This window comes from Acinetobacter sp. ANC 4636 (assembly GCF_054454555.1).
In genome coordinates, this window is the sequence record NZ_JBTKVD010000007.1 from 83,848 (window position 1) to 108,280 (window position 24,433).

General features: G+C 37.6%; 14 protein-coding genes and 2 pseudogenes. 13 read left to right on the forward strand and 3 right to left on the reverse strand.

Going from position 1 to position 24,433, the window contains the following annotated elements; translation table 11 throughout:
* Window positions 1–6 precede the first annotated feature (6 nt).
* Window positions 7–2,406 carry a restriction endonuclease subunit S gene (locus ACX1N5_RS09345; protein ID WP_458801705.1) on the forward strand — a complete coding sequence of 800 codons (2,400 nt, stop codon included), beginning with the start codon at window positions 7–9 and terminating at the stop codon, window positions 2,404–2,406.
* Window positions 2,407–2,421: 15 nt separating this feature from the next.
* A complete protein-coding gene (locus tag ACX1N5_RS09350) occupies window positions 2,422–5,664 on the forward strand; it encodes an RNA-directed DNA polymerase (protein WP_458801703.1) in 3,243 nt (1,080 codons plus the stop codon).
* Window positions 5,665–5,761: 97 nt separating this feature from the next.
* Here the strand turns inward: ACX1N5_RS09350 and ACX1N5_RS09355 are convergent, their stop codons facing one another.
* Both ACX1N5_RS09355 and ACX1N5_RS09360 read right to left on the reverse strand, forming a co-directional pair.
* On the reverse strand, window positions 5,762–7,045 hold the full coding sequence (locus ACX1N5_RS09355; RefSeq protein WP_131379255.1) for a ribonucleotide-diphosphate reductase subunit beta: 1,284 nt from the start codon (window positions 7,043–7,045) through the stop codon (window positions 5,762–5,764).
* Window positions 7,046–7,373: 328 nt separating this feature from the next.
* The gene (locus ACX1N5_RS09360; RefSeq protein WP_458801701.1) at window positions 7,374–10,202 is read right to left on the reverse strand and encodes a ribonucleoside-diphosphate reductase subunit alpha; all 2,829 of its coding nucleotides are present in this window, start codon (window positions 10,200–10,202) and stop codon (window positions 7,374–7,376) included.
* 567 nt (window positions 10,203–10,769) lie between these two features.
* On the opposite strand from ACX1N5_RS09360, the gene bfmR reads away from it, so the two are divergent.
* Both bfmR and bfmS read left to right on the forward strand, forming a co-directional pair.
* Window positions 10,770–11,486 carry a response regulator transcription factor BfmR gene (gene bfmR, locus ACX1N5_RS09365; protein WP_034426050.1) on the forward strand — a complete coding sequence of 239 codons (717 nt, stop codon included), beginning with the start codon at window positions 10,770–10,772 and terminating at the stop codon, window positions 11,484–11,486.
* 98 nt (window positions 11,487–11,584) lie between these two features.
* Entirely contained in the window at window positions 11,585–13,210 is a 1,626-nt protein-coding gene (bfmS, locus tag ACX1N5_RS09370) for a sensor histidine kinase BfmS (protein WP_004753974.1), read from the forward strand.
* Here bfmS and ACX1N5_RS09375 read toward each other — a convergent pair.
* Window positions 13,207–13,674, reverse strand: a pseudogene (locus ACX1N5_RS09375) (M15 family metallopeptidase); the annotation flags it as partial. The gene bfmS and the pseudogene ACX1N5_RS09375 sit on opposite strands and share 4 nt — an antisense overlap.
* Before the next feature lie 7 nt (window positions 13,675–13,681).
* Here ACX1N5_RS09375 and ACX1N5_RS09380 point away from each other — a divergent pair.
* The 9 genes and pseudogenes from ACX1N5_RS09380 (at window position 13,682) to dut (ending at window position 24,266) form a co-directional block, all read left to right on the forward strand.
* Window positions 13,682–14,443, forward strand: a complete 762-nt coding sequence (locus ACX1N5_RS09380; RefSeq protein WP_458801699.1) for a hypothetical protein — start codon at window positions 13,682–13,684, stop codon at window positions 14,441–14,443.
* A 32-nt stretch (window positions 14,444–14,475) separates the two neighbouring features.
* On the forward strand, window positions 14,476–15,255 hold the full coding sequence (locus ACX1N5_RS09385; protein ID WP_458801698.1) for a C40 family peptidase: 780 nt from the start codon (window positions 14,476–14,478) through the stop codon (window positions 15,253–15,255).
* Window positions 15,256–15,268: 13 nt separating this feature from the next.
* On the forward strand, window positions 15,269–15,757 hold the full coding sequence (locus ACX1N5_RS09390; protein ID WP_458801696.1) for a hypothetical protein: 489 nt from the start codon (window positions 15,269–15,271) through the stop codon (window positions 15,755–15,757).
* 74 nt (window positions 15,758–15,831) lie between these two features.
* Complete coding sequence (locus ACX1N5_RS09395; RefSeq protein ID WP_458801694.1) at window positions 15,832–16,368, forward strand: hypothetical protein; 537 nt, start codon at window positions 15,832–15,834, stop codon at window positions 16,366–16,368.
* Window positions 16,369–16,392: 24 nt separating this feature from the next.
* Window positions 16,393–18,149 (forward strand): annotated as a pseudogene (locus ACX1N5_RS09400) (DUF2345 domain-containing protein); the annotation flags it as partial.
* Window positions 18,142–20,352: a LysM peptidoglycan-binding domain-containing protein gene (locus ACX1N5_RS09405; RefSeq protein WP_458801692.1), complete on the forward strand. Its 2,211-nt coding sequence runs from the start codon at window positions 18,142–18,144 to the stop codon at window positions 20,350–20,352. The pseudogene ACX1N5_RS09400 and the gene ACX1N5_RS09405, both read left to right, overlap by 8 nt.
* A 127-nt stretch (window positions 20,353–20,479) precedes the next feature.
* Entirely contained in the window at window positions 20,480–21,193 is a 714-nt protein-coding gene (locus ACX1N5_RS09410; RefSeq protein ID WP_458801690.1) for a hypothetical protein, read from the forward strand.
* A gap of 547 nt (window positions 21,194–21,740) precedes the next feature.
* A complete protein-coding gene (locus ACX1N5_RS09415) occupies window positions 21,741–23,789 on the forward strand; it encodes a UvrD-helicase domain-containing protein (RefSeq protein WP_458801688.1) in 2,049 nt (682 codons plus the stop codon).
* A gap of 24 nt (window positions 23,790–23,813) precedes the next feature.
* Window positions 23,814–24,266 (forward strand): dUTP diphosphatase, encoded by a 453-nt coding sequence (dut, locus tag ACX1N5_RS09420; RefSeq protein ID WP_131379213.1) that lies wholly within the window; start codon window positions 23,814–23,816, stop codon window positions 24,264–24,266.
* The last annotated feature ends 167 nt before the right edge of the window (window positions 24,267–24,433 follow it).

Sequence of the window (24,433 nt, forward strand, 5' to 3'; positions counted from 1 at the left end):
AGTAAAATGACAGATGTTAAAAAACTCATTACTGAGCATTTAGATATTTGGTTAACCGCAGAGACTGAAAAAAAGTCAGGACGTGGACGTAGTTCTGGTTTTAATGATTCAATTTATGGTGTACAAAAGCTTCGTGAATTGATTCTAGATTTGGCAGTGCATGGCAAATTAATTACACAGGTTGACTCTAAATCAGATGTAAGAAAACTGATTGAAAATCATGTTCAAGAGAAAAATCTGAATATTAAAAAACCTTTCATTAAAGACGAAACCATTTTGCCTCCTCAGTGGGTACGGGTACACTTAGCTACGATTGCGGACCATAATACGGGCAAAACATTAGATAAAAATCGTAATACGGGCAGTTCACGTCCATATATCACAACATCTAATTTATATTGGGGCAGATTCGAACTTACTAATCTTAAAGAATTTCTAATTGAGGATTTTGAATTAGAACGTTGTCAGGCTAGAAAAGGGGATTTACTTGTTATTGAAGGTGGAGATGCTGGTCGATCAGCTATTTGGTCAGATGAGGAGCCTATATGTTTTCAGAATCATATTCATCGAGTAAGACCCTTTTTAGGTATCACAAGTGAGTATTTATATAGATGTTTTGAACAATTTTATCTAAGTGGTGAAATAGAAAATTATCGGCAAGGTGTAGGTATAAAAAGTCTATCTGGTAAAAAGTTAGCTCAAATTCCAATCAATTTACCACCCTTAGAAGAACAACAACATATCGTTGTCAAAGTTGATGAACTAATGCAACTTTGTGATCAACTTGAAGAGCAGCAAAATTTAAGCTCACAAGCACATGATCAATTAGTTGATACATTCTTAAATATTTTAATTAATTCAGACGATGTTGATGAGTTCCAACAGAATTGGCAACGTATTTCAGAAAACTTTGATCTGCTATTTACTACTGAATACAGTATTGAACAGCTAAAGCAAACGATTTTGCAGTTGGCTGTAATGGGTAAGTTAGTAAAACAAGACCCAAATGATGCACCAGCAAGCGAGTTACTAGAACAAATCGCTGAAGAGAAAGCGAAATTAGTTAAAGAAGGTAAGATTAAGAAGTCGAAGCCTTTACCTGAAATAAGTGATGAAGAAAAGCCTTTTGAATTGCCAAGTGGATGGGAGTGGGTGCGTGTTGCTAACATTGCTCAGATAATCGAATACGGTACTTCTTACAAAACTAATGACAATGACAGTGTTCCTGTTTATAGAATGGGAAATATTCAAAATGGTCTATTGCTTGAAGAAAATTTAAAATATCTGCCTAAAAGTTGTGATGATTTACCACGTCTGTATTTAAAAAATGGTGATATCTTATTTAATCGTACTAATAGTTATGAGCTAGTTGGTAAATCTGCTGTATATTTAGGCGAAGATGATCATGCTACTTTTGCTTCTTACTTGATAAGAGTTAGATTGTATTCATCTATAAATTCGATATTTATCAACCAAGTTATTAACTCTCCTTACTATCGTACAACACAAATTGAGCCTGAAATCACTCAACAATGTGGTCAAGCTAATTTTAATGGAACAAAGTTAGCGTTCACGGTTATACCTCTACCTAATCTGTTAATGCAAACAAAAATCATTGAAAAGCTTAAAGAATTTTATTCTTTAATTGATAATTTGAATTTATTATTTTCAGAGTTAAGAAAAAACAAAGTTTTATTAGCAGATAGCTTGGTTAATAATACTTTGGCTGGTGCAAACAATAAAAAAGAACCTCAAGCTACTAATAATATAATTCAGTTTGAAAAGCCAACTGAAGTTGTTAAGCAGTCTAATCAAAAAATTACTGACCAAATTGAGTTGTTTGTAGATGAAAGTGTTGAAGATGATGTGAAACTTTTGTCTTTAGCTGCTGAGATTACGTTTCAATTGCATAACGAACCAACATTTGGGCATTTAAAACTGCAAAAGTTAATTTATTTATGCCAACAGTTAAAACATATGGATTTAGCTGCTGACTTTAGACAACATGCTGCTGGTCCCTATGATCCAGTTATGGCACGTTATTTGGATAAAGAATTTAAAGATCGTGAATGGTTTAGTTATGATCCTAAGCGAGATTTAAAGTATAAACCTCTCAGTAAGTGTAATGATCATAGATCAGCATTTAATCAGTATTTTGCGAAAGAGGCTTCTGAGATTTATAACTTAATAGGACTTTTTAGAACAAGTAAGTCTGATCATATAGAAATTGTAGCAACGTTGTTTGCTTGTTGGTTGCGTTTGTTAGAGAAAAAACGATCTGTTACTGAAGAACAGCTTTTGAAAGATTTCTATGCTTGGTCGGAAGAAAAGAATCGATTTAGTAAAGCTGAAGTATTAAATGGTTATAAGTGGATGAAAATACATTCAATAACACCAATAAAATAATTGTAAGGGGGATTTATGTCGTATCAGGCAATTTTTACAGGATGGGAAAATCTTAGATTAAAAGATTTACTCGTTGCTTATAGAAAAGCTAAAGCTGATTGTTTTTTTGAGAATACTTTCCCCACAGCGGTAAAATTTGCAGAGTATGAGCAAAATCTATTGCTCAATTTAAAAGAACTATTAAAAAATTTAAAAAAAGATAATGATTTTTTTAAAGATGCAAAATTGTTGGGTAAATATCGAGTTGTTCCTAAAAAATTAATAATAAATAAGAAGTCTGATAGCAATAGTCTCGGACATGTACATTTTTCAGATCCAAGAAAAAATTTGATTAAGTTGTTTAATAAAAATGAGATAAGTCCATCATTCCGTATAATTGGCGATTTTCCTGTAGAAACGCATATTATTTCAGCACTTTGGATTAATATGATTGGAGAGCAATTTGATGAGCGATTAACTGAGTCTTGTTATGGGGCAAGGTTAAAACGTATAGAAAATGATGAAGAGTTTTCTTTAAGTGTAAGGAAACCCTTTCATATAAGTGCAATAGGGTCCTTTACACCGTATTTTCAACCTTATCAAAAATGGCGAAATGATGGGTTAAATGCTATACGAGATGAATTAGAAAAAGATAAAAGTGTTATAGCAGTATCTTTGGACTTAAAAAGCTATTACCACTATATTGATCCAAAAATTATTGTTTCTGAAAAGTTGCATAAAACATTTGATCTTACTCTTAGTGAGCATGAGCTTTTATTTACTAAGCAATTGGCTAATTTTCTAGAAGAATGGGCTAAACAGGCTGTTGTATTTTCCAAAAAAATCTCCGTTGAATGTGAAATATCAGGTGGTTTAGCAATAGGCTTAACCGCAAGCAGAATTATCTCTAATATGATTTTGCACCGTTGGGATAAATTAATTAAAGAAAAAGTTACTCCAATTCATTATGGTCGTTATGTAGATGATATGTTTTTAGTATTAAAAGATGCTGGAAATATAAGTAATAGTGATGACTTGATGAGATTCTTACAAGAAAGAATTGGAGATGAAATATTAAAACCAGATGATGAGGACCCTAAAAAATGGTTGATTAATCAACCTAACTCTAAGAATGACTCAACCTTAATACAATTGCAATCTGATAAACAAAAGCTATTTCTTTTAGAAGGACGAACAGGACTAGATTTATTAGATAGTATTGAAAAAGATATTTATGAGCTTTCGAGTGAACATCGTTTGATGCCTTCACCTGATCAACTAGATCAGTCAACGGCTGCGAAGGTTCTTTCAGCAGCTGGAAGTGTGGGTGAAAATGCTGATACTTTACGAAGAGCAGATGGATTAACGTTAAGAAGATTAAGTTGGGCATTGCAATTAAGGCATGTTGAGACACTTGCTCGTGATCTACCTTCTAAGGTGTGGAAAAAACAAAGAGATGAGTTTTATCAATTTGCTCATAATCATATTTTAAGACCTGATAGTATATTTGAGCATTTTTCATATTTACCTCGTTTGCTTGGATTTGCTATCAGTTTGAATGAATGGCATCAAGCAGAATTAATTGTATTAAGAGCATATCAATCATTAGATTTTCTTAAAGCAGCAATTTTTGATCAAGATAGATCAAAATTTAATGGAGAAGTTAATGGCACAAAATGTGATCTTCATGAAGATATTTGGCAAGAAATCAAACATTCGTTAACAATACTTTTTATAGATGCCGCAACTAAATACTATGATCCGAAAGACCTTTTTGAGGATAAGGAGCCAAAGCAAAAAAGTTTAGAAGATATATTTTTCCGTGGTTTGTTTGAAAATATTGATTCAATTAGTGATTTACTTAATACTGATTTGAGTATTACCAATTTTAAAGAAAAAGCATTATTAGTTTTAAATTCCGACTTGGGTAAAACACCTTATAAACAAATTTTAGCTTTAAATATAAGTAATAAACTATTAGATAAAGAAAATAAAAGACGAAATGAAAAGCTTATTAGACGTTTCTTAGAAACAGAGCTAATTTCTACTGATTCCTTGAGATCTTTCTTAAAATCTTCATTCCCAAAAAGATTCAATAAGGAAAACTATTCTAATAAATATAGTTTTGAAATATTTTTACCCTACTTATTTCCTACAAGACCATATTCAACAGCAGAAATCTCTGAATTAGCACCTGAATGTGTAGGTTTGCCTCAGAATAATAAGAAGTTTTGTGAAATTACGCCTACTAAGATATGGGCTAGGTATTGCCAAGCAGTACGTGGCGTATGGATAAAACCTACTTTGTTAGCTATTGCTAATGATAATAATGTTACGCTCAATTGTTCAAGGTCTTTAAGAGTAGGAACTGATAGCAAGGATAAAGTTATAGTTGCCCTAACTAACCTAAAAACCTCTCAAAAGGATTGGGCTCATACAGCAGCGAATAAACCTAATTTAAGTTTGGATAGATACCAGAGAATATCTGATTTAGTGAATGATATTTTGAGGTTAAAACCTAGACCTGATTATGTCTTTTTTCCAGAATTATCTATTCCTTTAGCGTGGGTTGATAGCATTTCATCTAGGTTGTGTGCTGCTGGAATAAGTATTATTGCTGGAACTGAATATAGGCACACTGCAAATGATAAGTTAATTAGTGAGGCTTTATTAATATTATCTGATAACCGTTTAGGGCATTATGCCTTTGCTAAGATTTGGCAACCTAAGCTTGAACCCGCTGTAGCTGAAGACAAAGAATTGATTAGTGTATATGGTAAAGCGTGGGATTTTGCTAGAACGAAGTATAAGAGTAAAAAAGGTCAACTTAAAGTTCTTAAAAAGCCAATATATATACATAATAATTTTCATTTTGGCGTTATGGTTTGTTCTGAGTTGCAAAATAGTAAATCAAGAATAAGTTTCCAAGGAAAAGTTGATGCTCTTTCAGTACTCAGTTGGAATCAGGATTTAGAAACATTCTCTACATTAATAGAGTCAGCAGCTCTTGATGTTCATGCTTATACAATTCTTGTAAATAATAGATCATATGGTGATAGTCGAATTCGTGTGCCAGCTAAACAATCCTTTAATCGAGATTTAGCAAGAGTAAGGGGTGGTGAAAATGATTTTGTTGTCGCAGCTACAATTGATATTAAAGAACTAAGAGCTTTTCAAAGTAGATCAACTCGTTGGACTCAAGATAGCGACAAATTTAAGCCATTACCTGAAGGCTTTACGATATTGAAATCCCGAAAGTTATCGCCTCCAATTAAGTAGTAAAAAAATAGAGCCATAAGGCTCTATTTTTTATTTCAAGGAAATTTCAATTGTCGCCAAGGAAATTTCAACTGTCGTTTTTCGCTTACGCAAATACTTACCAGTTTAATGCGCCACCTGTTTGGTAGTCGGTCACACGCGTTTCAAAGAAGTTCTTTTCTTTACGCAAGTCCATCATCTCAGACATCCACTGGAATGGGTTATTCACACCAGGGAACTGTTCAGACAAACCAAGCTGATTCAGACGGCGGTTACAGATGAATTTCAAATATTCTTCCATCATCGCTGCGTTCATGCCCAATACGCCACGCGGCATGGTATCACGCGCATATTCGATTTCGAGCATAGTGCCTTCAAGCAGCATTTGAGTAACTTCTTGCTGGAACTCGGCTGTCCACAATTGCGGATTTTCGATCTTGATCTGGTTGATCATGTCGATACCGAAGTTCACGTGCATTGATTCATCACGCAAAATGTACTGGAACTGTTCAGCAACACCATTCATTTTGTTACGGCGACCCATACTCAAGATTTGAGTAAAGCCACAGTAGAAGAAAATGCCTTCAAGTACACAGTAGAATGCAATCAGGTTACGCAGTAATTGTCGATCAGTTTCAAGTGTGCCTGTTTGGAATGTTGGATCACTTAAAGACTGAGTATATTTCAAGCCCCAAGCTGCTTTACGCGCTACACTTGGAATCTCATGATACATATTGAAGATTTCACCTTCATCCATACCTAAAGATTCAATACAGTATTGATAGGCGTGGGTATGAATCGCTTCTTCAAATGCCTGACGCAAAATGTACTGACGACATTCAGGGTTAGTAATCAGACGGTAAATCGCCAAGACCAGGTTATTGGCAACCAAAGAATCTGCTGTAGAGAAGAAACCAAGATTACGCTTAACAATAACGCGCTCATCTTCGGTTAAGCCATCTTCAGACTTCCAAAGTGCGATGTCATGGTTCATGTTGACTTCTTGTGGCATCCAGTGGTTTGCACAACCATCCAGATATTTTTGCCAAGCCCATTCGTATTTGAACGGAACGAGCTGGTTCAAGTCAGCGCGACAGTTGATCATGGCTTTATCGTCAACCTGAACACGACCTGCACCTGTTCCTAAATCTTCTGCACCTGCGTTAATATCAAGATGTTTTAGGGATTCAGATGCTCGAGCCAACGAATCGGCTGAATCTGTTGTGGCACTGGTATTGGTTCCAACGGATTGAGCATTTGCCACATTCGGCGACGATGGCTGCGAATCAGATACCACTTGCGAATTAGGCGTTTCTTGCGGTTGGACGGGCGCAGACTTGGGTTCTGGTGTAACCGGTTTTTGCGAATCATCTTCAAAATCGTCCCAACTAAGGATAGACATAATCATTCTCTCTTCGTTGTTTATATCTTTTATGACACCTTACAGCGAAGATGTCCCTACTATACGCTTATTCTGCGTAAGCAAAACTAAGTTTTGTCGATTGCTGCTTTGATTTTGTTCAAAAAAGCAGTCTGCACTACTTGTTTTGATTACGCTGTTCTTTACGTACTTTGTAAATCACATAAGTAATCGGTATACAAAACACAATGTAGGTAAAGACATATGCCAGCAAACCTAATTCATAGTTTCTAGATAAATGTTCAAACATTGCCTTTACCTTAATTGAAAATTGAGCAAGCCACTCAAGTGAGTGACTTGCAATAAGAGATTATTGGCAAGCTTCGCAATCTGGATTGTCGATTGAGCAAGCTTGTGGTACTGGCGCTGCCTGAGAGAAACCTTCTTCAGCAACCACTTCCGCTTTTTTCTCAGCCACAACAGGCGCTGCTACGGCAGCTGCAACCGTTGCAGGTTTTACTGCGTTCAACGCACCTGTATTGATGGTTGATTTCTCAGCCGAAGTTGCACCTAAAGCACGGAGGTAATAAGTAGTTTTTAAGCCACGTAACCAAGCCATTTTGTAAGTGATGTCCAGTTTCTTACCATTTGCACCCGCAATATACAGGTTCAATGATTGAGCTTGGTCAATCCACTTCTGACGGCGTGATGCAGCATCCACAATCCAGCGTGGCTCAACTTCAAACGCTGTAGAGAACATTGCTTTCAAGTCTTCAGGAATACGTGAAATCTTTTGTACTGAACCTTCAAAATGTTTCAGGTCGTTCACCATTACGCTATCCCACAAACCACGCGCTTTTAATGCACGAACAAGGTAAGGGTTGATCACGGTGAATTCACCAGACAAGTTTGATTTCACATACAAGTTCTGGAAAGTTGGTTCAATCGATTGTGATACACCACAAATGTTCGAGATAGTTGCTGTTGGTGCAATTGCCATCACATTTGAGTTACGCATACCGTCTTTTTGAACTTTGGCACGTAAGCTGTTCCAGTCCAGACGTTGGGTGCGATCGACTTCAAACATGCGTTCAGGACGTGATTTCGCCACGATCTCTAAAGAGTCGATTGGCAAAATGCCTTGATCCCAGAGTGAACCTTTGAAAGTTGAATACACGCCGCGCTCAACTGCAAGATCACTTGAAGTTTGAATTGCGTAGTAACTGATCACTTCCATCGATTCATCGGCAAAATCAACCGCTTCTTGTGAACCGTAAGCCATGCCCATTTCATACAGTGCATCTTGGAAGCCCATGATCCCCATACCCACTGGGCGGTGTTTCATGTTTGAGTTCTTGGCTTGAGGAACAGCGTAGTAGTTGATGTCGATGACGTTATCGAGCATACGCACGGCTGTTTTAATGGTACGCGCCAGTTTTTCACGATTAAGCACGCCGCCCTGTACGTGTTGCACAAGGTTGACTGAACCCAAGTTACATACCGCGATTTCATCTTCGCTGGTGTTCAAGGTAATTTCAGTACACAAGTTTGATGAATGCACCACGCCAACGTGTTGTTGTGGTGAACGTAAGTTACAAACGTCTTTGAAAGTAATCCACGGATGACCTGTTTCAAACAACATCGATAACATTTTGCGCCATAAATCTTTGGCACGAACTTTCTTGTGTAACAAGTTAAGTTCTTTAGCAATGTTTTCGTAGTGCGTATAACGCTCAACAAAGGCATTACCTGTCAAATCGTGTAGATCTGGCACGTCAGAAGGGGTGAACAGTGTCCATTCTGCATCTTCAATCACACGTTGCATAAACAGGTCAGGAACCCAGTTTGCTGTGTTCATGTCGTGAGTACGGCGACGGTCATCACCTGTGTTTTTACGAAGCTCTAGGAATTCTTCAATGTCCAAGTGCCAAGTTTCAAGGTAAGCACACACAGCGCCTTTACGTTTACCACCTTGGTTCACCGCAACTGCTGTATCGTTCGCAACTTTCAGGAACGGTACAACACCTTGTGATTTACCGTTTGTGCCTTTGATGTATGAGTTCAAGGCACGTACAGGTGTCCAGTCATTACCTAGACCGCCAGCCCATTTAGACAACATGGCATTGTCACGGATTGCACCGTAAATGCTGTAAAGGTCATCGGAAATGGTAGTTAAGTAGCAGCTCGACAACTGTGGACGTAAAGTCCCTGCGTTAAATAGAGTTGGTGTTGACGCCATGTAGTCAAAGCTAGACAATAGGTTATAGAACTCAATCGCACGATCTTCACGGTTGTCTTCATTGAGTGCAAGACCCATTGCTACACGCATAAAGAACAATTGTGGCAGTTCGTAACGTACGCCATCTGAGTGGATGAAGTAACGGTCAAATAATGTTTGCAGACCTAAATACGTGAACTGGTTTGAACGCTCAGGCTGAATTGCTGCAGCAAGTTTCGCCAAGTCAAAGTTCAACAGTTCAGGGTCAAGCAACTCAAGCTCAATACCTTTTTTCAGGAAGGTTTCAAGCGCGTCATTTTCTAGTGTATCAGTTGGCAAGCCTAAAAATTCTAAACCTGTAGCGACCAGCTCGTTACACAACAAGCGTGCAGTCACATAAGTGTAGTTTGGCTCTTGTTCAATACGGGTACGCGTTGCCATCATCATGGTGGTGGCGATATCGCTTGCTTTTACACCGTTATAAAGGTTTTTTACGGTTTCATCGACAATTGCCTGAACATCAATCCCTTCAAGACCTTCTGCTGCTTTTGTAATTGTTGCAGTCAATTCGGTCAAATCTAGAGGCTGTAACTGACCTTGAGCATCTAGGATCTGTAAGGTTGGATGATGATTGGCATTGGTTTGCTGACGTGCAGTCGCACGTTGCTCACGATAAATGACATAGGCACGAGCAACTTTTTGTTCGCCAGTACGCATTAGCGCGAGTTCAACCTGATCCTGAATTTCTTCAATATGAATGGTGCCACCTGACGGTAAACGACGGTGGAAAGTGTTCATCACCATTTCTGTTAACTGTGCAATACGGTCATGAATACGGCTTGAATCTGCGCTTTGCTGACCTTCTACGGCTAAAAAGGCTTTTCCAATGGCAACAGAAATTTTTTCTGCATCAAAATGGACAACATCGCCAGTGCGTTTAATCACTTGCAGTTGACCTGGTGTTGATGAGATTACGCTCATGTCAGTTTAGCTCCATTTCTCATTCGTTATTATGTCTATAGACCATTTGAATCGGGTACATGAACCTCGATATTTGAGGGATAAACACAAGATTTAGTGGTTTAAAAAGAATTAAGGCACAAGATACGGGAAATTTTTTTGAAGATCAATATTGACATTTTTTTAATTCTTTTTAAATTTTTTTTTAATTTTTGCGATGGAATTTGAGCTGTTTTAGATACAAAGACATAGCGTATTTCGCTCAGGTTGCATAGCATAACAAAGTCCATTCCAAATTGCTTATACAGAACGCAGCAAAGTAATTAATTGATCATAAAATAGCGCGACCAAGCTCAGGTAAATCTGTAACACGCGTTACTTTAGCTACACGATATGGGCAATCATGGAAATAAAAATATTAAATTTTTCAATAATTAACCAATTTATTACAATTTACCCTGTAGATGTATCAGTTTGGTGAACGGCATCTTGTTTACAATGTAAACATGTGTATATTGCAGAATATGAATTAGCGTATCTGTTTGAATAACTAATAGCTAATATTGACAGAATTTAAGGGGCAAAATGATGAGCCAAGAAGAAAAGTTACCGAAAATCTTGATTGTAGAAGATGATGAACGCCTAGCACGCCTTACTCAAGAATATCTCATCCGTAACGGACTCGAAGTGGGTGTTGAGCCTGACGGTAATCGTGCAATTCGTCGTATTATTAGTGAACAGCCTGACCTTGTGGTTTTGGATGTAATGTTGCCAGGTGCAGACGGTTTAACGGTATGCCGCGAAGTGCGTCCACACTATCACCAGCCGATTCTTATGTTAACTGCACGTACCGAAGATATGGATCAGGTTTTAGGTCTAGAAATGGGTGCAGATGACTATGTCGCAAAACCTGTACAGCCACGTGTCTTGTTGGCACGTATTCGTGCCTTGCTGCGCCGTACCGATAAAACCGTTGAAGATGAAGTGGCTCAGCGCATCGAATTTGATGACTTGGTGATCGATAACGGTGGTCGTTCAGTCACGTTAAATGGTGAATTGGTTGACTTTACCAGCGCTGAATATGACTTGCTTTGGTTACTGGCTTCAAATGCTGGTCGTATCTTGTCACGTGAAGACATCTTTGAGCGTTTACGTGGGATTGAATATGATGGTCAGGACCGTTCAATCGACGTGCGTATTTCACGGATTCGCCCAAAAATTGGTGATGATCCAGAAAACCCGAAACGTATTAAAACAGTACGCAGTAAAGGGTATCTCTTTGTGAAAGAAACCAATGGTCTCTAATGGAGATTATTGTCGTTGACGCATGACAGCCTCTTTCATCCAAGATGAGAGAGGTTATTGGTTTGATTTAGACATCCTGAACAAAGGACGCTTCATTCGTGTTTAAGCACAGTATATTTTTGCGAATTTACGCAGGTGTCATCATCCTCGTGGCGTTGGTGGCTGTATTTTGCTATTTGCTAGTACAAATTATTAATTATCAACGTGCGCAAGAATATCGTGAATCTTTAACCGATGGCATTTCCTATGTGATTAGTCAGGGGGTGGAGCGTCAGCTGACTTTACAGCAAAAGAAAGACTGGATTTCTGATGCAGCCGATTTACTTGAACTTCCGATTTCTTTGGTCGATCGTTCTAAAGTCGAGTTATCGCGTTCGGAAACCAAACGGATTGAAAATGAACAGGCTGTGGTACGTTACGATGCACAAAGTATGGTTGCGACTTTATTTTTAGCATTGCCACATGACCAAAAACATTATTTGTACATTAAGGTCAATAAAATTGGCGAGCGACAAATGAAAGCGCTCCCGATTTTTATTTTGGATTATTTAATTTATTATCCAGGTCAGGAAAAAGAATACCTCGAAAAAATCCATTCCCATTTTTCATATCCAATTGAAATTAGTTCGATTCTGGATTTAGGGCTCGACTCTGAACAGATTGGGCGGTTGCGTCAGGATCAGAGCATTTTGTTATATCGTGATAGTGCCACGATTCGCGGAACAACCATTTCGATTGTTTCGCCAATGCCGAATAACCCTGCTGAAGTGTTGGTGATCGGTCCTGTACCCATGTTTAACTGGATGCCATTTCAACTTGCAGCAGGCATTACGCTGTTGAGTTTATTTCTGTTGAGTTTGGGCGTGTATGGATTGATTTTGCCGCTACAGCGTAAGACCAAGCAAACCATTAAAGCCCTGAACCAAATGAAATCGGGCGATTTGTCGACCCGACTCAATGTTGAAGGCACAGATGAAATGGCAAGTTTGGCATCAAGCTATAACGATATGGCAAGCCATATTCAGCGTTTGATTGAGGCACAGCGCGAACTGATGCGCGCAGTATCGCATGAACTGCGTACTCCTGTAGCACGAATTCGTTTTGGTATGGAAATGCTGGCTGAAGATGATGATTATGATTCACGTTTAAGTCAGGTCGATATGATTGATAAAGATATTGAAGCACTCAATACCTTGATTGATGAAATTATGACCTATGCCAAACTTGAGCAGGGCACTCCATCTTTGGATATTCAAAGTATTCCGATTGCGGATGTACTGGCACAGGTAGCAAAAGAAACGGAAGCTTTAAAAACTCAAAAGATAATTGAGCTGCAAGCACCAGACCTCAGTGTGGTTGCGGATGCTGAACGGCGTTATTTGCACCGTGTCGTGCAAAATCTGGTTGGGAATGCGGTGCGTTATTGCAATGAGCGAGTACGCATTAGCGGGGGGATTCGCCCCGATGGTCAGGCTTATGTTTGCGTTGAAGATGATGGGCAGGGTATTCCTGAACAAGATCGCGAGCGGGTGTTTGAAGCTTTTGCTCGTCTGGATGATAGCCGAACGCGTGCTTCGGGTGGCTACGGTCTAGGATTATCGATAGTCAGTCGTATCGCTTTTTGGTTTCGGGGTAAGGTTGAAGTTGACCGTAGCCCTGAGCTTGGCGGCGCGCGTTTTATCATGACGTGGCCTGCCAAACAGAAATTACAAACCAAAAATTAAAGTGCTGCAGCAGAGAGCGGAGCATTTCGGCTTTGCCCTTCTGCGATGAGTTTATCAGCCATTTCTTTGGTTTTCTTTAAACTTGGCATGCGGTACTCGGTATGTCCAAAATCTTTAATTGATTTCCAGCGCCCACCCCAAGTCAAGCCAACAGATTCAGCGACTTCGCCATATAGTTCGTAACCGTGCATCGCCCAAGGATCGCATTCTGAAATAACGACTTTACCATTACGTTGAAAGGCAATATCTGCTGCCAAGCCAAATTGGTGATAGCTTTGATAGCCTCTAGCGCGTGTGGTGTTGGGATTTCCAGAGAGCAGGTTTTGCCGTTCAGGACTACGGTAGCCTTCGAGTAAGACTAGATCATAACCATAACGTTCTTTCATGATCTTAAATACCATCAATAAGCGCTGTTTATAACGTGGATTGATCTTATCCCATTTACGGTCTACTAGTTGGCTGTTGTATAAGTTGGCCGCGGTTTCTAAAGTCCCTCCTGCAAAGAAGGCAACGGGTCAAGTTGTTTCGGATCGAAAAGCTACAGGAAACTCTTCATCGAGCGCAACGACTACGCCACCAGCAAAACAGCAAACATCAACAAAGCAAGTTGAACACAAGGCGACCTCAGCACAGGGACAACAGAGTTCAACCCAATCAAAGTCTACAACGCAAAAAACACCGCAACCAACTGCAACAAAAAAGACATCAACAGCCGCGACTGTGACAACCACTCCTCAAAAAATAGCGGTGCAACAGGAACATAATGAAAACAAGAAACCAGTTGCTGTTGCGAGTCTTTCAGGATGCGTATGTAAGCAATACGATATTGCTTGGGGGAAAGCCGTAAATTGTACCTTTAGGAAAAAAGTGATCCAGATTTGTAAGGATATGTGGCCCAATGATGTAAAAAATATGGCAAATAACCTGATGGCATGTATGCATTTAGAAACAGGTGGTGATTTTAGTCCAAAAGCAGGGAGTAAAACGATCCATGTTGGTTTAATTCAATTTGGGGATGATGTAATGCATGACTTAAAGACTACAAAGGCTGAAATGTTAAAAAAGACTGCAGCAGAACAATTGGATTTAGTTAAAGAGCACTTTATGAAGAATGATAATCATAAAAGAATGAAGTCATTAACAGATATGTATTTATATATTAACTATCCAAAAGCATTACTAACAGGTAAGAATAATTCAAATGATATTCTTTATGAAGATAATGGGGGGTAAGTAGGAATTCATATATTTCAAATCCGGAATTTATGAAAGAAAAGGGAGAGTATGATAATGTTTATGATTATAAAAAAAATGCTGATGGTACATATAAGTTAGATAAACATGGGAAAAAAATTCCAATTAGAGGTTTTCACGGGGGTAAAACATATATATGGGAAGTTACCCAAGAAATTAATACCCATTTTAATAATGGAATTCTGAAAGATAATAAAGAGGTTAATTTTTCATGTTCAATAAAAAATGAGAATATAGTGCCTATAGTTTCAGAATCTATAGCACCTTGGATGAAAATAGCGATAAGAGAAGCAAAGCAGTGGAAAGGAAAGAAAGAAGGTGAAATCGGAAAGATAGATAATTATCATGCTTTAGTTGGATGGGGAAAACTGTATCCAACAATGGTTGGTACAAGCAGAGCTTGGTGTGCTTCTTTTGTAAATTATTGTTTACAAGAAAAAGGGTATCAAAAATGGAGCCCTGCACCAACAGCCAGTGCTGTTGCACATGATAAGAATTTTATTCAAATTAATAAACCTATATACGGAGCAATTGCTTTATATAAGACTAGCCATGTTTGTTTTGTTTTTGCAACAGTATATGGAAATCTAAAAAAATTTATTAGATTAGGAGGTAATCAAGGGGATGAATTGAGATGTGAAGAAAGATCTATAGATGGTTATAAATTCTATATCCCTAAATCTTATAAAGAGATTTCAGATAAGCAGGAACGTGCTAAACAGATGTATTTAAAAGATGTAGAAGAATTGGGTTTGTCAGTATCATATGATAAAAATAGTTCAACACGTTAATTGAGAATCAGATATGAAAAGAAATTTTTTAAAATTATGTTTAATGTTGATTACAGGTATTTCACTGAATACAAAGGCATATACACTAGATAAAATTTTGACAGCAAAAGCATTAAGTTGCGAAGCTGAACAACCTTATGATAATATTTCTAAATTATATTATTTGGCAATGAGTGATAAATTAAATATTAAAAAAATAAATAATAATTTATTAATTGTGGGTGATATGTATTTAGAAAATATTAAGAGTTTTACAGAGAAAGATAAAAATATTAATCTGAGTCTGATGTTTTTTTATAAATTGGATAATGTTGTTATAAGGAAAATGGTATTTTTAACTAGCCCAAGCTATAGTGAGGATGAATGGGGTGGTTATTATTATATAGTAGAAGGGAGTCATAAGAATTTTTTAAATTTTGCAAAAAAATATCATTTGTCTTTGGATAATATATCTAAAACTTCACTAGGTAATTATAGGGTGACATGTATCATGGTTAGTTGAAATTGAAATATGTTTTTAGTGGAAAATTTAATAATTTTAAAGATAATAGATATGGAGTTCTATGGGAATAATAAGTGGAATTAATGCTTTTACTTATTTTTAAATATACTGTAGGAATATTTGCTATGAAGTTTTTTTTATTAATTGCAGCTTTATTTTTATCTTCTTATGTATGGTCTAATAGTAATTTAAAGACCGAATTTTTAAATCATTTGAATGTGAAAAATTACTATATTTCTAAAAAATGGGATCAGCGTGATAAAAATTGGTACTATGTTTGTGATCAGGAGTCAGGTGTTATTACTAATAAAATAAAACTTGAGGTAAATAAGGATAAGCAAAGTATTCGGTTTTATTTTATGGAACCAGATCATCCTTTTTTTAAAATAACAAAAGTTATTAAAAAAAATAAAAATAAATATACTGTCTACTTTAATGAAGATGCAAATTTTTTCTTTGATGTAGAATTTTTAGAGAATGGTTTGTCTCTATGGGAGTATCACTCACCGAGTGAAGATGAGACATCTGAAAATTTTATTGATGAAAGCTTTGGTTTAATTAGTTTTGAAGATAAACCTCAAATTAAAATTATTTCCGAGTGCCGAAATTAAGCATAAAATTTTCTTGATGCCAGTCTAGATAGCCCCTTTGTACTGGGGCGTATCCATGAAGCAGAACGCCATCCAACCCGTTTTGATGTCAAAGGGCAATTACCTGACACTAAAAAGCTCAGTGGCATACGCTCCCAAGAAGTCGATGGTTCTGGCTTTAACCAGCTACGCTTTGACGATACTACGGGGCAAATTAGTGTCCAGTTACAGAGCAGCCATGGGGCAAGTCAGTTAAATCTCGGCAATCTCAGCCATCCCAAAGAACAGGCAACTAGCGATGGGCGTGGCGAAGGTTTTGAGTTACGTACCGACCAATGGGGTGCAATGCGTGCGGGCAAGGGCTTACTGATTTCGACCTATGCACAAGATCAGGCGGTTGCCGATCATCTTGCTGCAGCCGAAGCCCAGTCATTGTTGCAACAAGGTCAGGACAGCATGCAAGTGCTGAGTCAGGTTGCGGTCAAACAACAGACGGATGCATTGAATGTACTCTCACGCTTGCCGAAGTTTATTCAATCCCTTGAAATCAAAAGTACCCAGCAAGCCCTGACCAGTACGGTTGATCTATTTAAAAATGGTTTAAGCAGTGACCCGCTCTCTACCTTAAAAAACTGTAGCAGCTTTGTACAGGAAATGGAGGCTTTTGGCAGTAACACACAAAGTATTGTTGAGCAATTCAAGAGTCAGTTTGCCGATTCAAAAGAAGCAATTAGTAACCTCAAACAAACTATCGAAAATTTTGAGGAGCAGGGTACAGAGCTCTTAAAAGGCAAGCTTGCTAGTTTAAAAGCCAAAGTGAATGACCAGCCTCTACAAGTGCTAGGGGACTTAGGCAACATCATTGAACAGGTCAAGATAGATCCTGAAAAATACATGAGTTGCGGTTCATTTGGAAAAGCCAATAAATTTACCCCGACTCAAGCCTTACAACAGGTACAAGGCTTTATGGAGGGTTATACCCAAGGTCTAGAAACGAGCACGAGTCAGGCTAAACAGGAACAAGGCAAGCTGTTTCGTCAGGCGCTGATGCTACTTGCTTCACCGAATGGGATTGCCCTAACCACACCAGAAGATATCTTACTCCATGCCTCACAAGAGATTGCACAGAGTAGCCAAGCCAACATCAACCTAAGTGCGCAAAAAAATATTGTGGCACAGGCACAAAGCAAAATCAGTCTGTTTGCAGCAGAGCAAGGTTTTAGAGCGTTTGCAGGAAAAGGCAAGTTAGAGCTACAAGCACAAGACGATGCGATTGAAGCGATTGCCCGTAAAGTCATCAAGCTTATATCAACCGAAGACAAAATCGAAATCATTAGCCCGAAAGAAATTTCATTAAAAGCGGGTGGATCACAACTCAAAATCAATGCAGATGGTGTATTTGCAACGACAGGAGGCAAGTTCGAGAGCAAGGCAGGGCAGCACGTGTTTACGGGTGGGCGAAGGTGTCTTATGAAGTGCCGACATTGCCAAATACGCCTTTATTTAGTAACCGCTTAGATGTGTATGATTTGTTTTGGGAAAGTGATTTTAGCCAACTAAGCTATAAAGCCTTTCTTCCTGAGAGTAACTCATTTACATCAGGTCAGATTGATGAACATGGTCGTACTGGAAAGATTAGTACAGAAGATGCATCTAAAGTCAAAATACTGATCGGGTCAAATGATGACTGGGGGTTATCAATAGATGGTTTTGATGAAGAAGACTTTGATGAGACTCAAGATACTGAAGAATCAGTAACAGATAGCAATTATTTAGAAGAAGAGACAAACAATAATGAATAAAAAATCATTAGCAACTATTCAAGTTGTTGACTTATTTGGTGAGTCAATTGCAAAAGCACATTATGAAGTTAAAAATCAACAAACAGGGCAGTTAATTGCAACGGGTGCAACAAATGCTAAAGGTTGTATCGTTGAAATTAGTCGGGATAAAGGCACTGTTTTAGATGTTTTTATTAAAAGTATGTTTAATGGGGCGATGGTAAAAGTCCAGAGTTTCTCGATGTCAAAAGACAGAATGCTAGTTAAGATCACAAGCCCCAAAGTTCTTCTAGATTTAAATACTTTGGCAAATAAAGGAAGTAACGGTCAATATAAACGTAAAACACATATTGTAAAAAAAGGTGAAACGCTTTCTGTAATTGCACAGCAGAATAATACAACTGTACGAGCGTTGGAGCGATTAAATAATATTGATGATCCGAATAAGATCAGTATTGGGCAAGTGATTAAATTACCCGTTCATATTGCTGCGACAGGCAATCATAATCATCAAGATAAACCAAAGCCTACTGAACAAAAGAAATCACAGACAACCACTTCTTCACCTAAACCATCTCAATCGAGGACTACAGCTTCAAAAACGGCTCAGACAAGTAGTACACCATCAAAAACTACACCTCAGGCAAAGAGTACAAGTACGTCAACACAAAAATTAGACCAAGCTTATGATCAGCGTAAAAAAGAACTAACAGCAAATTCAGCTACGTCTAAAAAAATTCCTACAACAAATGACCGTAGTCAGGATGTTGGTACACCAAAAGCTTCTGCTACGAATTTATGTACAACCAATCCACAGTGTATTTCCAGTGGAAAAAGTGAATTGATACGTGAGGTCAATATTCGTTTGGCCGGTTTTGGTGGAGCATTACCCACAGATGAATTTACAGAATTAACCGCGAAATGTATTAAGCAGTTTCAACGGGATTATATGGGAGCTCCTGAAACGGGAAAAATTTGTGGTTCTGTTTTGACTGCTTTAGATGATTTTAAGAAAAAATACCCGATAGATCATTTGTTTGAGCAAATGCGATGCCCTTGTAAACAACATGGTGGTGGTGAGGAATGTAAGGGATTTGGCAATAATAGAACAAAAACATATTCAAATGGAACGAATGCTATTGAATATCCTGGAATGCATCGATCAGTTATATGGATATTAAAAGCCACAATTTTTTATTTAAGTCGATACAATAAGAAGCAATTTAGCTTAAAGTCAGTTGATTCAGTGTATCGTTGTATAGAAAACAATAATAAGCATAATGGAGAAAATGCATACAGAACTACTGTAAATCATATGGGATTAGCTCTAGATTTACACTTTAATAAAAATGGAAACCGTACAAGGTCAGTATCTGATATGAATTTAATTAGAGACACTATTTTTTCTAAATTTATGCAAGCATCTACGACAAGAACAATTGACCATATCTATTTAGAGCCAGATCATTATGGGAGTGGTCCAGGCGCTACAACATGGGTACATTTTGATGTAACTAAATTTAATAAGAAAGCATATTTAAAAAATGATCTTTTTGTAAAAAGTGCTACAGCAGCTGAAAATGGAAATTTAATAGATCTTCTAAAAAAATTAAATTTACAGAAAATATTAGGATGCTCTGGGGTCATCAAAACTCTTCCATCAAAAAATCTTGTAACTAATGGTACAAGTATTGGTGGAATTATTGGCAAAGTAATCGCATCTCATGAGAGTAATGGTGACTATAGAGTATTTAATCGGGGTACAGTAGGAAAATATGCAAGTACAGGAGGGAAGGAAGATATTGCAAAACGTACTATTAATGAATGGATATATTTAGGATCATTAGGTGGTGATAATATAAATAAACGCTTTGCAATGGGTAAATATCAGGTAATTCCAGATACATTAATTTATGTAAAAGATAAAATTAAATTAACAGGTGATGAAAAAATTACAAATAATTTGCAAGAAACAATATTTTTAGAAGCTTTTATTAAACCAACAATAATTCATACTGCTATTGTCAAAGGTGATCAAAAGAATATTGTTGATGCATGTATGTTTATTGCAAAAACTTGGGCATCTGTAGGTGTTCCATATGATACAATCCGCAAAGAAAAAAATAAAAAGACAAAAATTGAAAAGAAAATTCCAATAAAAAAAGGACAAAGTTTTTATGCTGGAATGGGGGGGATAAAGCCCATACTACACCTGAAGCAGTAATAAATGCATTAAAACAAATGAATCAAGATTATGCAAGATTAACACATGAAGGAAAATTACCTCAAAAAGCATTTGAGATGATTATGGCAATAGATAAAGCAATTTATTAAAAATGAGGTTAAACTGGATGTATAGATTAATTCTTTTATTAACATTTATTTTTATTACGCATAGTTATGCAGGTACTATAAATAAATTCACTATTTCAATTAATGGAAATAAAGGGCAGTGTAAATTTGACTATGGTGAAGTTGATTTTTGCTCAAAATATTATTTAGATTTGTATAGGAAGAATATAAATTTAAAGCCTAATTTTAATAAAAATTATATTCTACTTGATGTAAGTCAAGATGGAACAATTGTTGTTTTAGATCCTACACATAAAGAAGCTTTTCCTCTTTATGGTCAATATAGTAATAGTGAAGACGAAAATGGAAATTCAATATCTAATAGGATATTAAATTTCTCTAAAAATGATAATAAAATATTTATAAAAGGAAAGAGATATGCATATCGTAATATTTCGAACAGTGGAAATTATTTTTACGAATTTTTAAATAATAAATTTGAATATTTTGATCCAGATAAAAAAGTTAAAATAATTAAAAATGACTTAATTCAAAAGAAAATTGGAATTATACCTGCGGTAAGTTTACCTTTCAATTATAAATCTAAAGTTGAGAAAAAAAATACTTTGTTTGGTAGTGAGGTTACAGAAAATTTAGTAGAAAAAATAGAGGATTTGGGTGGATCAATCAACCCATCTCGATTGCTAATAAAATTGCCAAATAAAGATGGAGTAATAGTTTACCTTGCAACTTATGTAGATGAAGGGGAGTAAAAATCATTTATTTTAAATACTTATTTTAATGGTAAAGCATATCATGTATATTTTAATTCTGGAGCAGGTTTTTGGATAGATCAAAATTATAAAATAAAAGTTAGTAAATATAATAATGGGAAATTGGGTTTTATATATTATAATATTTTAGATGATGGGGAAATTATAAGTAGTAAAAATCCATTCTAAGTTAATTAAGGCATTTAATAAATTTTATTAAATGCTTTTTTATAAGTACTAGACGTCTTGCAAAAGTTCTTTTTATTTCTCTTACGCTGCATTGAAATATATTTCAATTTTTCTTAGGTAGAAAAATAAAGAGGGTGTAGGCAATTATGAAAGAAGCCTATTCTACATACGAGGTATATAGCCTCAAAACTTATTATGGTTCTAATGCTAAAACTCTAACTCAACTAGGTAGAAGTTTATCTTCTTGGCGACACACACTGTCGCCAACCACACAAAAATCTAGCGTTCAGTGCAAGTTCTATTGGGAATCTAAAACCGAGATGACTATAATCATGCTCCAAGCGTAGGAGGTTTACATATGTCATCAGCAAGTCAACTCAATGACAAGCAACTTGAAGCCATGAAATACACTCAAGGACCCTTGTTAGTACTTGCAGGTGCAGGCTCAGGCAAGACCTCGGTGATTACCCGAAAAATTGCCTACTTGGTACAGCAATGCCGCATTCCCGCGCATCGTATTACTGCCATGACCTTTACCAATAAAGCCGCACGTGAAATGAAAGAGCGTGTCGGTAAATTGCTGAGCCGTGAAGAAGCCAAAGGCTTGTCGGTGTCGACCTTCCATACCTTCGGTTTGAATCTGCTACGACTTGAACTCAAACATTTACCACTCAAAGCCAATTTTTCAATTTTGGATGCAGATGACTGCAAACGCATTCTGATTGACTTGATGCATCAAGACAATTTGTCAGGTGCAGAAAGCAAGGAACTGGTCGCGAAGGCAATGAAGAAAATTTCCGACTGGAAAAATGATCTGATTTTGCCTGAACAAGCACCGAGTACCTGTGAAACCGAAGACGATGTGCGCTTTGCCTATTTATATCAACTGTATGAGCGCAACTTGCGTGCCTACAATGCGGTTGATTTTGATGACCTGATTGTGCTGCCAACTCGCTTATTACAAGAAAATGCCGAAGTGCGCGACAAGTGGCAAAACCGTGTGCGTTATTTGCTGGTCGACGAATATCAGGACACCAACACCGCACAGTATATCTTGGTGAAATTACTGGTCGGAGTGATGGGGCAGTTCACCGCTGTGGGTGATGATGACCAGTCAATCTATGCATGGCGTGGAGCAAAGCCTGAAAACATGGCATTGCTCAAAGAAGATTTTCCCAATTTAAAAGTCATTAAACTGGAACAAAATTACCGTTCCACCAGTCGTATCTTAAAAGCTGCCAATGCTGTAATTGAAAATAACCCACATATTTTTGACAAAAAATTGTGGAGTGACAAAGGGCATGGCGAAGTCATCCGTATCATTACCTGCCGTAATGATGACGATGAAGCCGAGCGCGTGGTCAAGGACATCATGACGCATAAGCTCATGAACGGTAAAAACTGGAAAGATTACGCAGTGTTGTATCGCGGTAATTTTCAGGCACGAATACTAGAAACCCAGCTTCGCCAAATGCAAATTCCGTATAAACTCTCAGGCGGAACCTCATTCTTTGCGCGTAGTGAAATCAAAGACATCATGAGTTATTTGCGCCTGATCATTAATCCTGAAGATGACAGCGCGTTCCTACGCATCATTAATACTCCGAAACGTGCAATTGGTCCTGTGACTTTGGAAAAACTGGGTCTATTTGCTCAAGAAAATCATTTGTCGCTATTGATGGCGGCAGCAGATCAGCGTTTGGGCATGGTGCTGAGCAAAAAGGTCTGCTCGCAATTACATGAGTTTGCTCAGTTTATGGCAGATTACACCCGTGAATTGCTCGATGACGATCAGCCAGTACCGATTGTCCGTCAGATGATTACTGAAACAGGTTATATCGACTATATTCGCGAGCAATCGGCAACGCCTGCACAGGAAAAAACCAAGCTGGATAACATCGAAACTTTATACACCAGTATTCAAAGTTTGATTAATCGCGCTGAAGATGTCGATGAAAAAAATATTGAAAGCGTGATTCGTAAAATGGTGTTGCTGGATATGCTGGAGCAACAACAGGAAGAAGAAGACACTGATAAGGTCAACTTGTTGACCCTGCATGCTGCAAAAGGTCTGGAGTTCCCGTTTGTGTATATGATGGGGCTAGAAGAAGAGCTACTTCCACACAAAAACTCGATTGCAGCGGAAACGGTCGAAGAAGAACGCCGCTTAATGTATGTGGGCATTACCCGTGCGCGCCAAGGCTTGACCTTAACTTTGGCAGAACAACGTAAGGCGGGCGGGCAAATGAAACAGATGACCCCAAGCCGTTTCTTGGATGAATTGCCACAAGATGAACTCGACTGGCTCGGACGTAAGAAAAAGACACAACAGGTTCATGTTGACCCGAAAGAACAGGCAAAAGTTTATTTGGAAAATTTACGTGCCATGCTCAAGCATAAGCACTAATGTTTTAATTGTTTAGGAAAGTATATGAAAGTTCAGGTTAAAGTTTTAGACAAGCGTTTAGGTCAACAGTGGGCAATGCCAAGCTATGCGACTGCAGGTTCTGCAGGTCTTGATTTACGTGCATGTTTAGATGAAGCCATCCAGATTGAGCCAGGTCAAACCATATTGGTGAAAACAGGTTTGGCGATTTATATTGAAGATACAAATTTTGCAGGTCTGATTTTGCCACGTTCGGGTTTAGGTCATAAACATGGCATCGTTTTGGGTAATTTGGTTGGTTTAATTGACTCGGATTATCAGGGCGAATTGATGATTTCAGTGTGGAACCGTGGACAGCAAACTTTCACGCTTGAACCAGGCGAGCGTTTGGCTCAGTATGTGCTCGTACCTGTGATTCAGGCTGAATTTGAACAGGTCGAAGAGTTTGCTGCAACTGAGCGTGGAGCAGGTGGCTTCGGTCATACAGGTCAACATTAAAATCAGCAACTGATTTATCGTGGTGAAAAAAACTCCACATGGTTGGAGTTTTTTAACTTTATGTAGCGAACTTGGCGATTTCTTACAAAATAGCCAGAGTGTCGTATTTACAAGACACAAGGTTGTCCTACACAATTTATTCATGATTGATCTAAAAAAAAGTATTT

Excerpts from the sequence above, each read along its gene's own strand:
- bfmR (WP_034426050.1), top strand. The coding sequence starts at position 10,770 with ATGAGCCAAGAAGAAAAGTTACCGAAAATCTTGATTGTAGAAGATGAT.
- ACX1N5_RS09405 (WP_458801692.1), top strand. The coding sequence starts at position 18,142 with ATGAATAAAAAATCATTAGCAACTATTCAAGTTGTTGACTTATTTGGT.
- dut (WP_131379213.1), top strand. The coding sequence starts at position 23,814 with ATGAAAGTTCAGGTTAAAGTTTTAGACAAGCGTTTAGGTCAACAGTGG.
- ACX1N5_RS09360 (WP_458801701.1), bottom strand. The coding sequence starts at position 10,202 with ATGAGCGTAATCTCATCAACACCAGGTCAACTGCAAGTGATTAAACGC.
- ACX1N5_RS09345 (WP_458801705.1), top strand. The coding sequence starts at position 7 with ATGACAGATGTTAAAAAACTCATTACTGAGCATTTAGATATTTGGTTA.
- ACX1N5_RS09385 (WP_458801698.1), top strand. The coding sequence starts at position 14,476 with ATGAAAGAAAAGGGAGAGTATGATAATGTTTATGATTATAAAAAAAAT.
- ACX1N5_RS09350 (WP_458801703.1), top strand. The coding sequence starts at position 2,422 with ATGTCGTATCAGGCAATTTTTACAGGATGGGAAAATCTTAGATTAAAA.
- ACX1N5_RS09410 (WP_458801690.1), top strand. The coding sequence starts at position 20,480 with ATGTATAGATTAATTCTTTTATTAACATTTATTTTTATTACGCATAGT.
- ACX1N5_RS09415 (WP_458801688.1), top strand. The coding sequence starts at position 21,741 with ATGTCATCAGCAAGTCAACTCAATGACAAGCAACTTGAAGCCATGAAA.
- ACX1N5_RS09355 (WP_131379255.1), bottom strand. The coding sequence starts at position 7,045 with ATGTCTATCCTTAGTTGGGACGATTTTGAAGATGATTCGCAAAAACCG.
- ACX1N5_RS09390 (WP_458801696.1), top strand. The coding sequence starts at position 15,269 with ATGAAAAGAAATTTTTTAAAATTATGTTTAATGTTGATTACAGGTATT.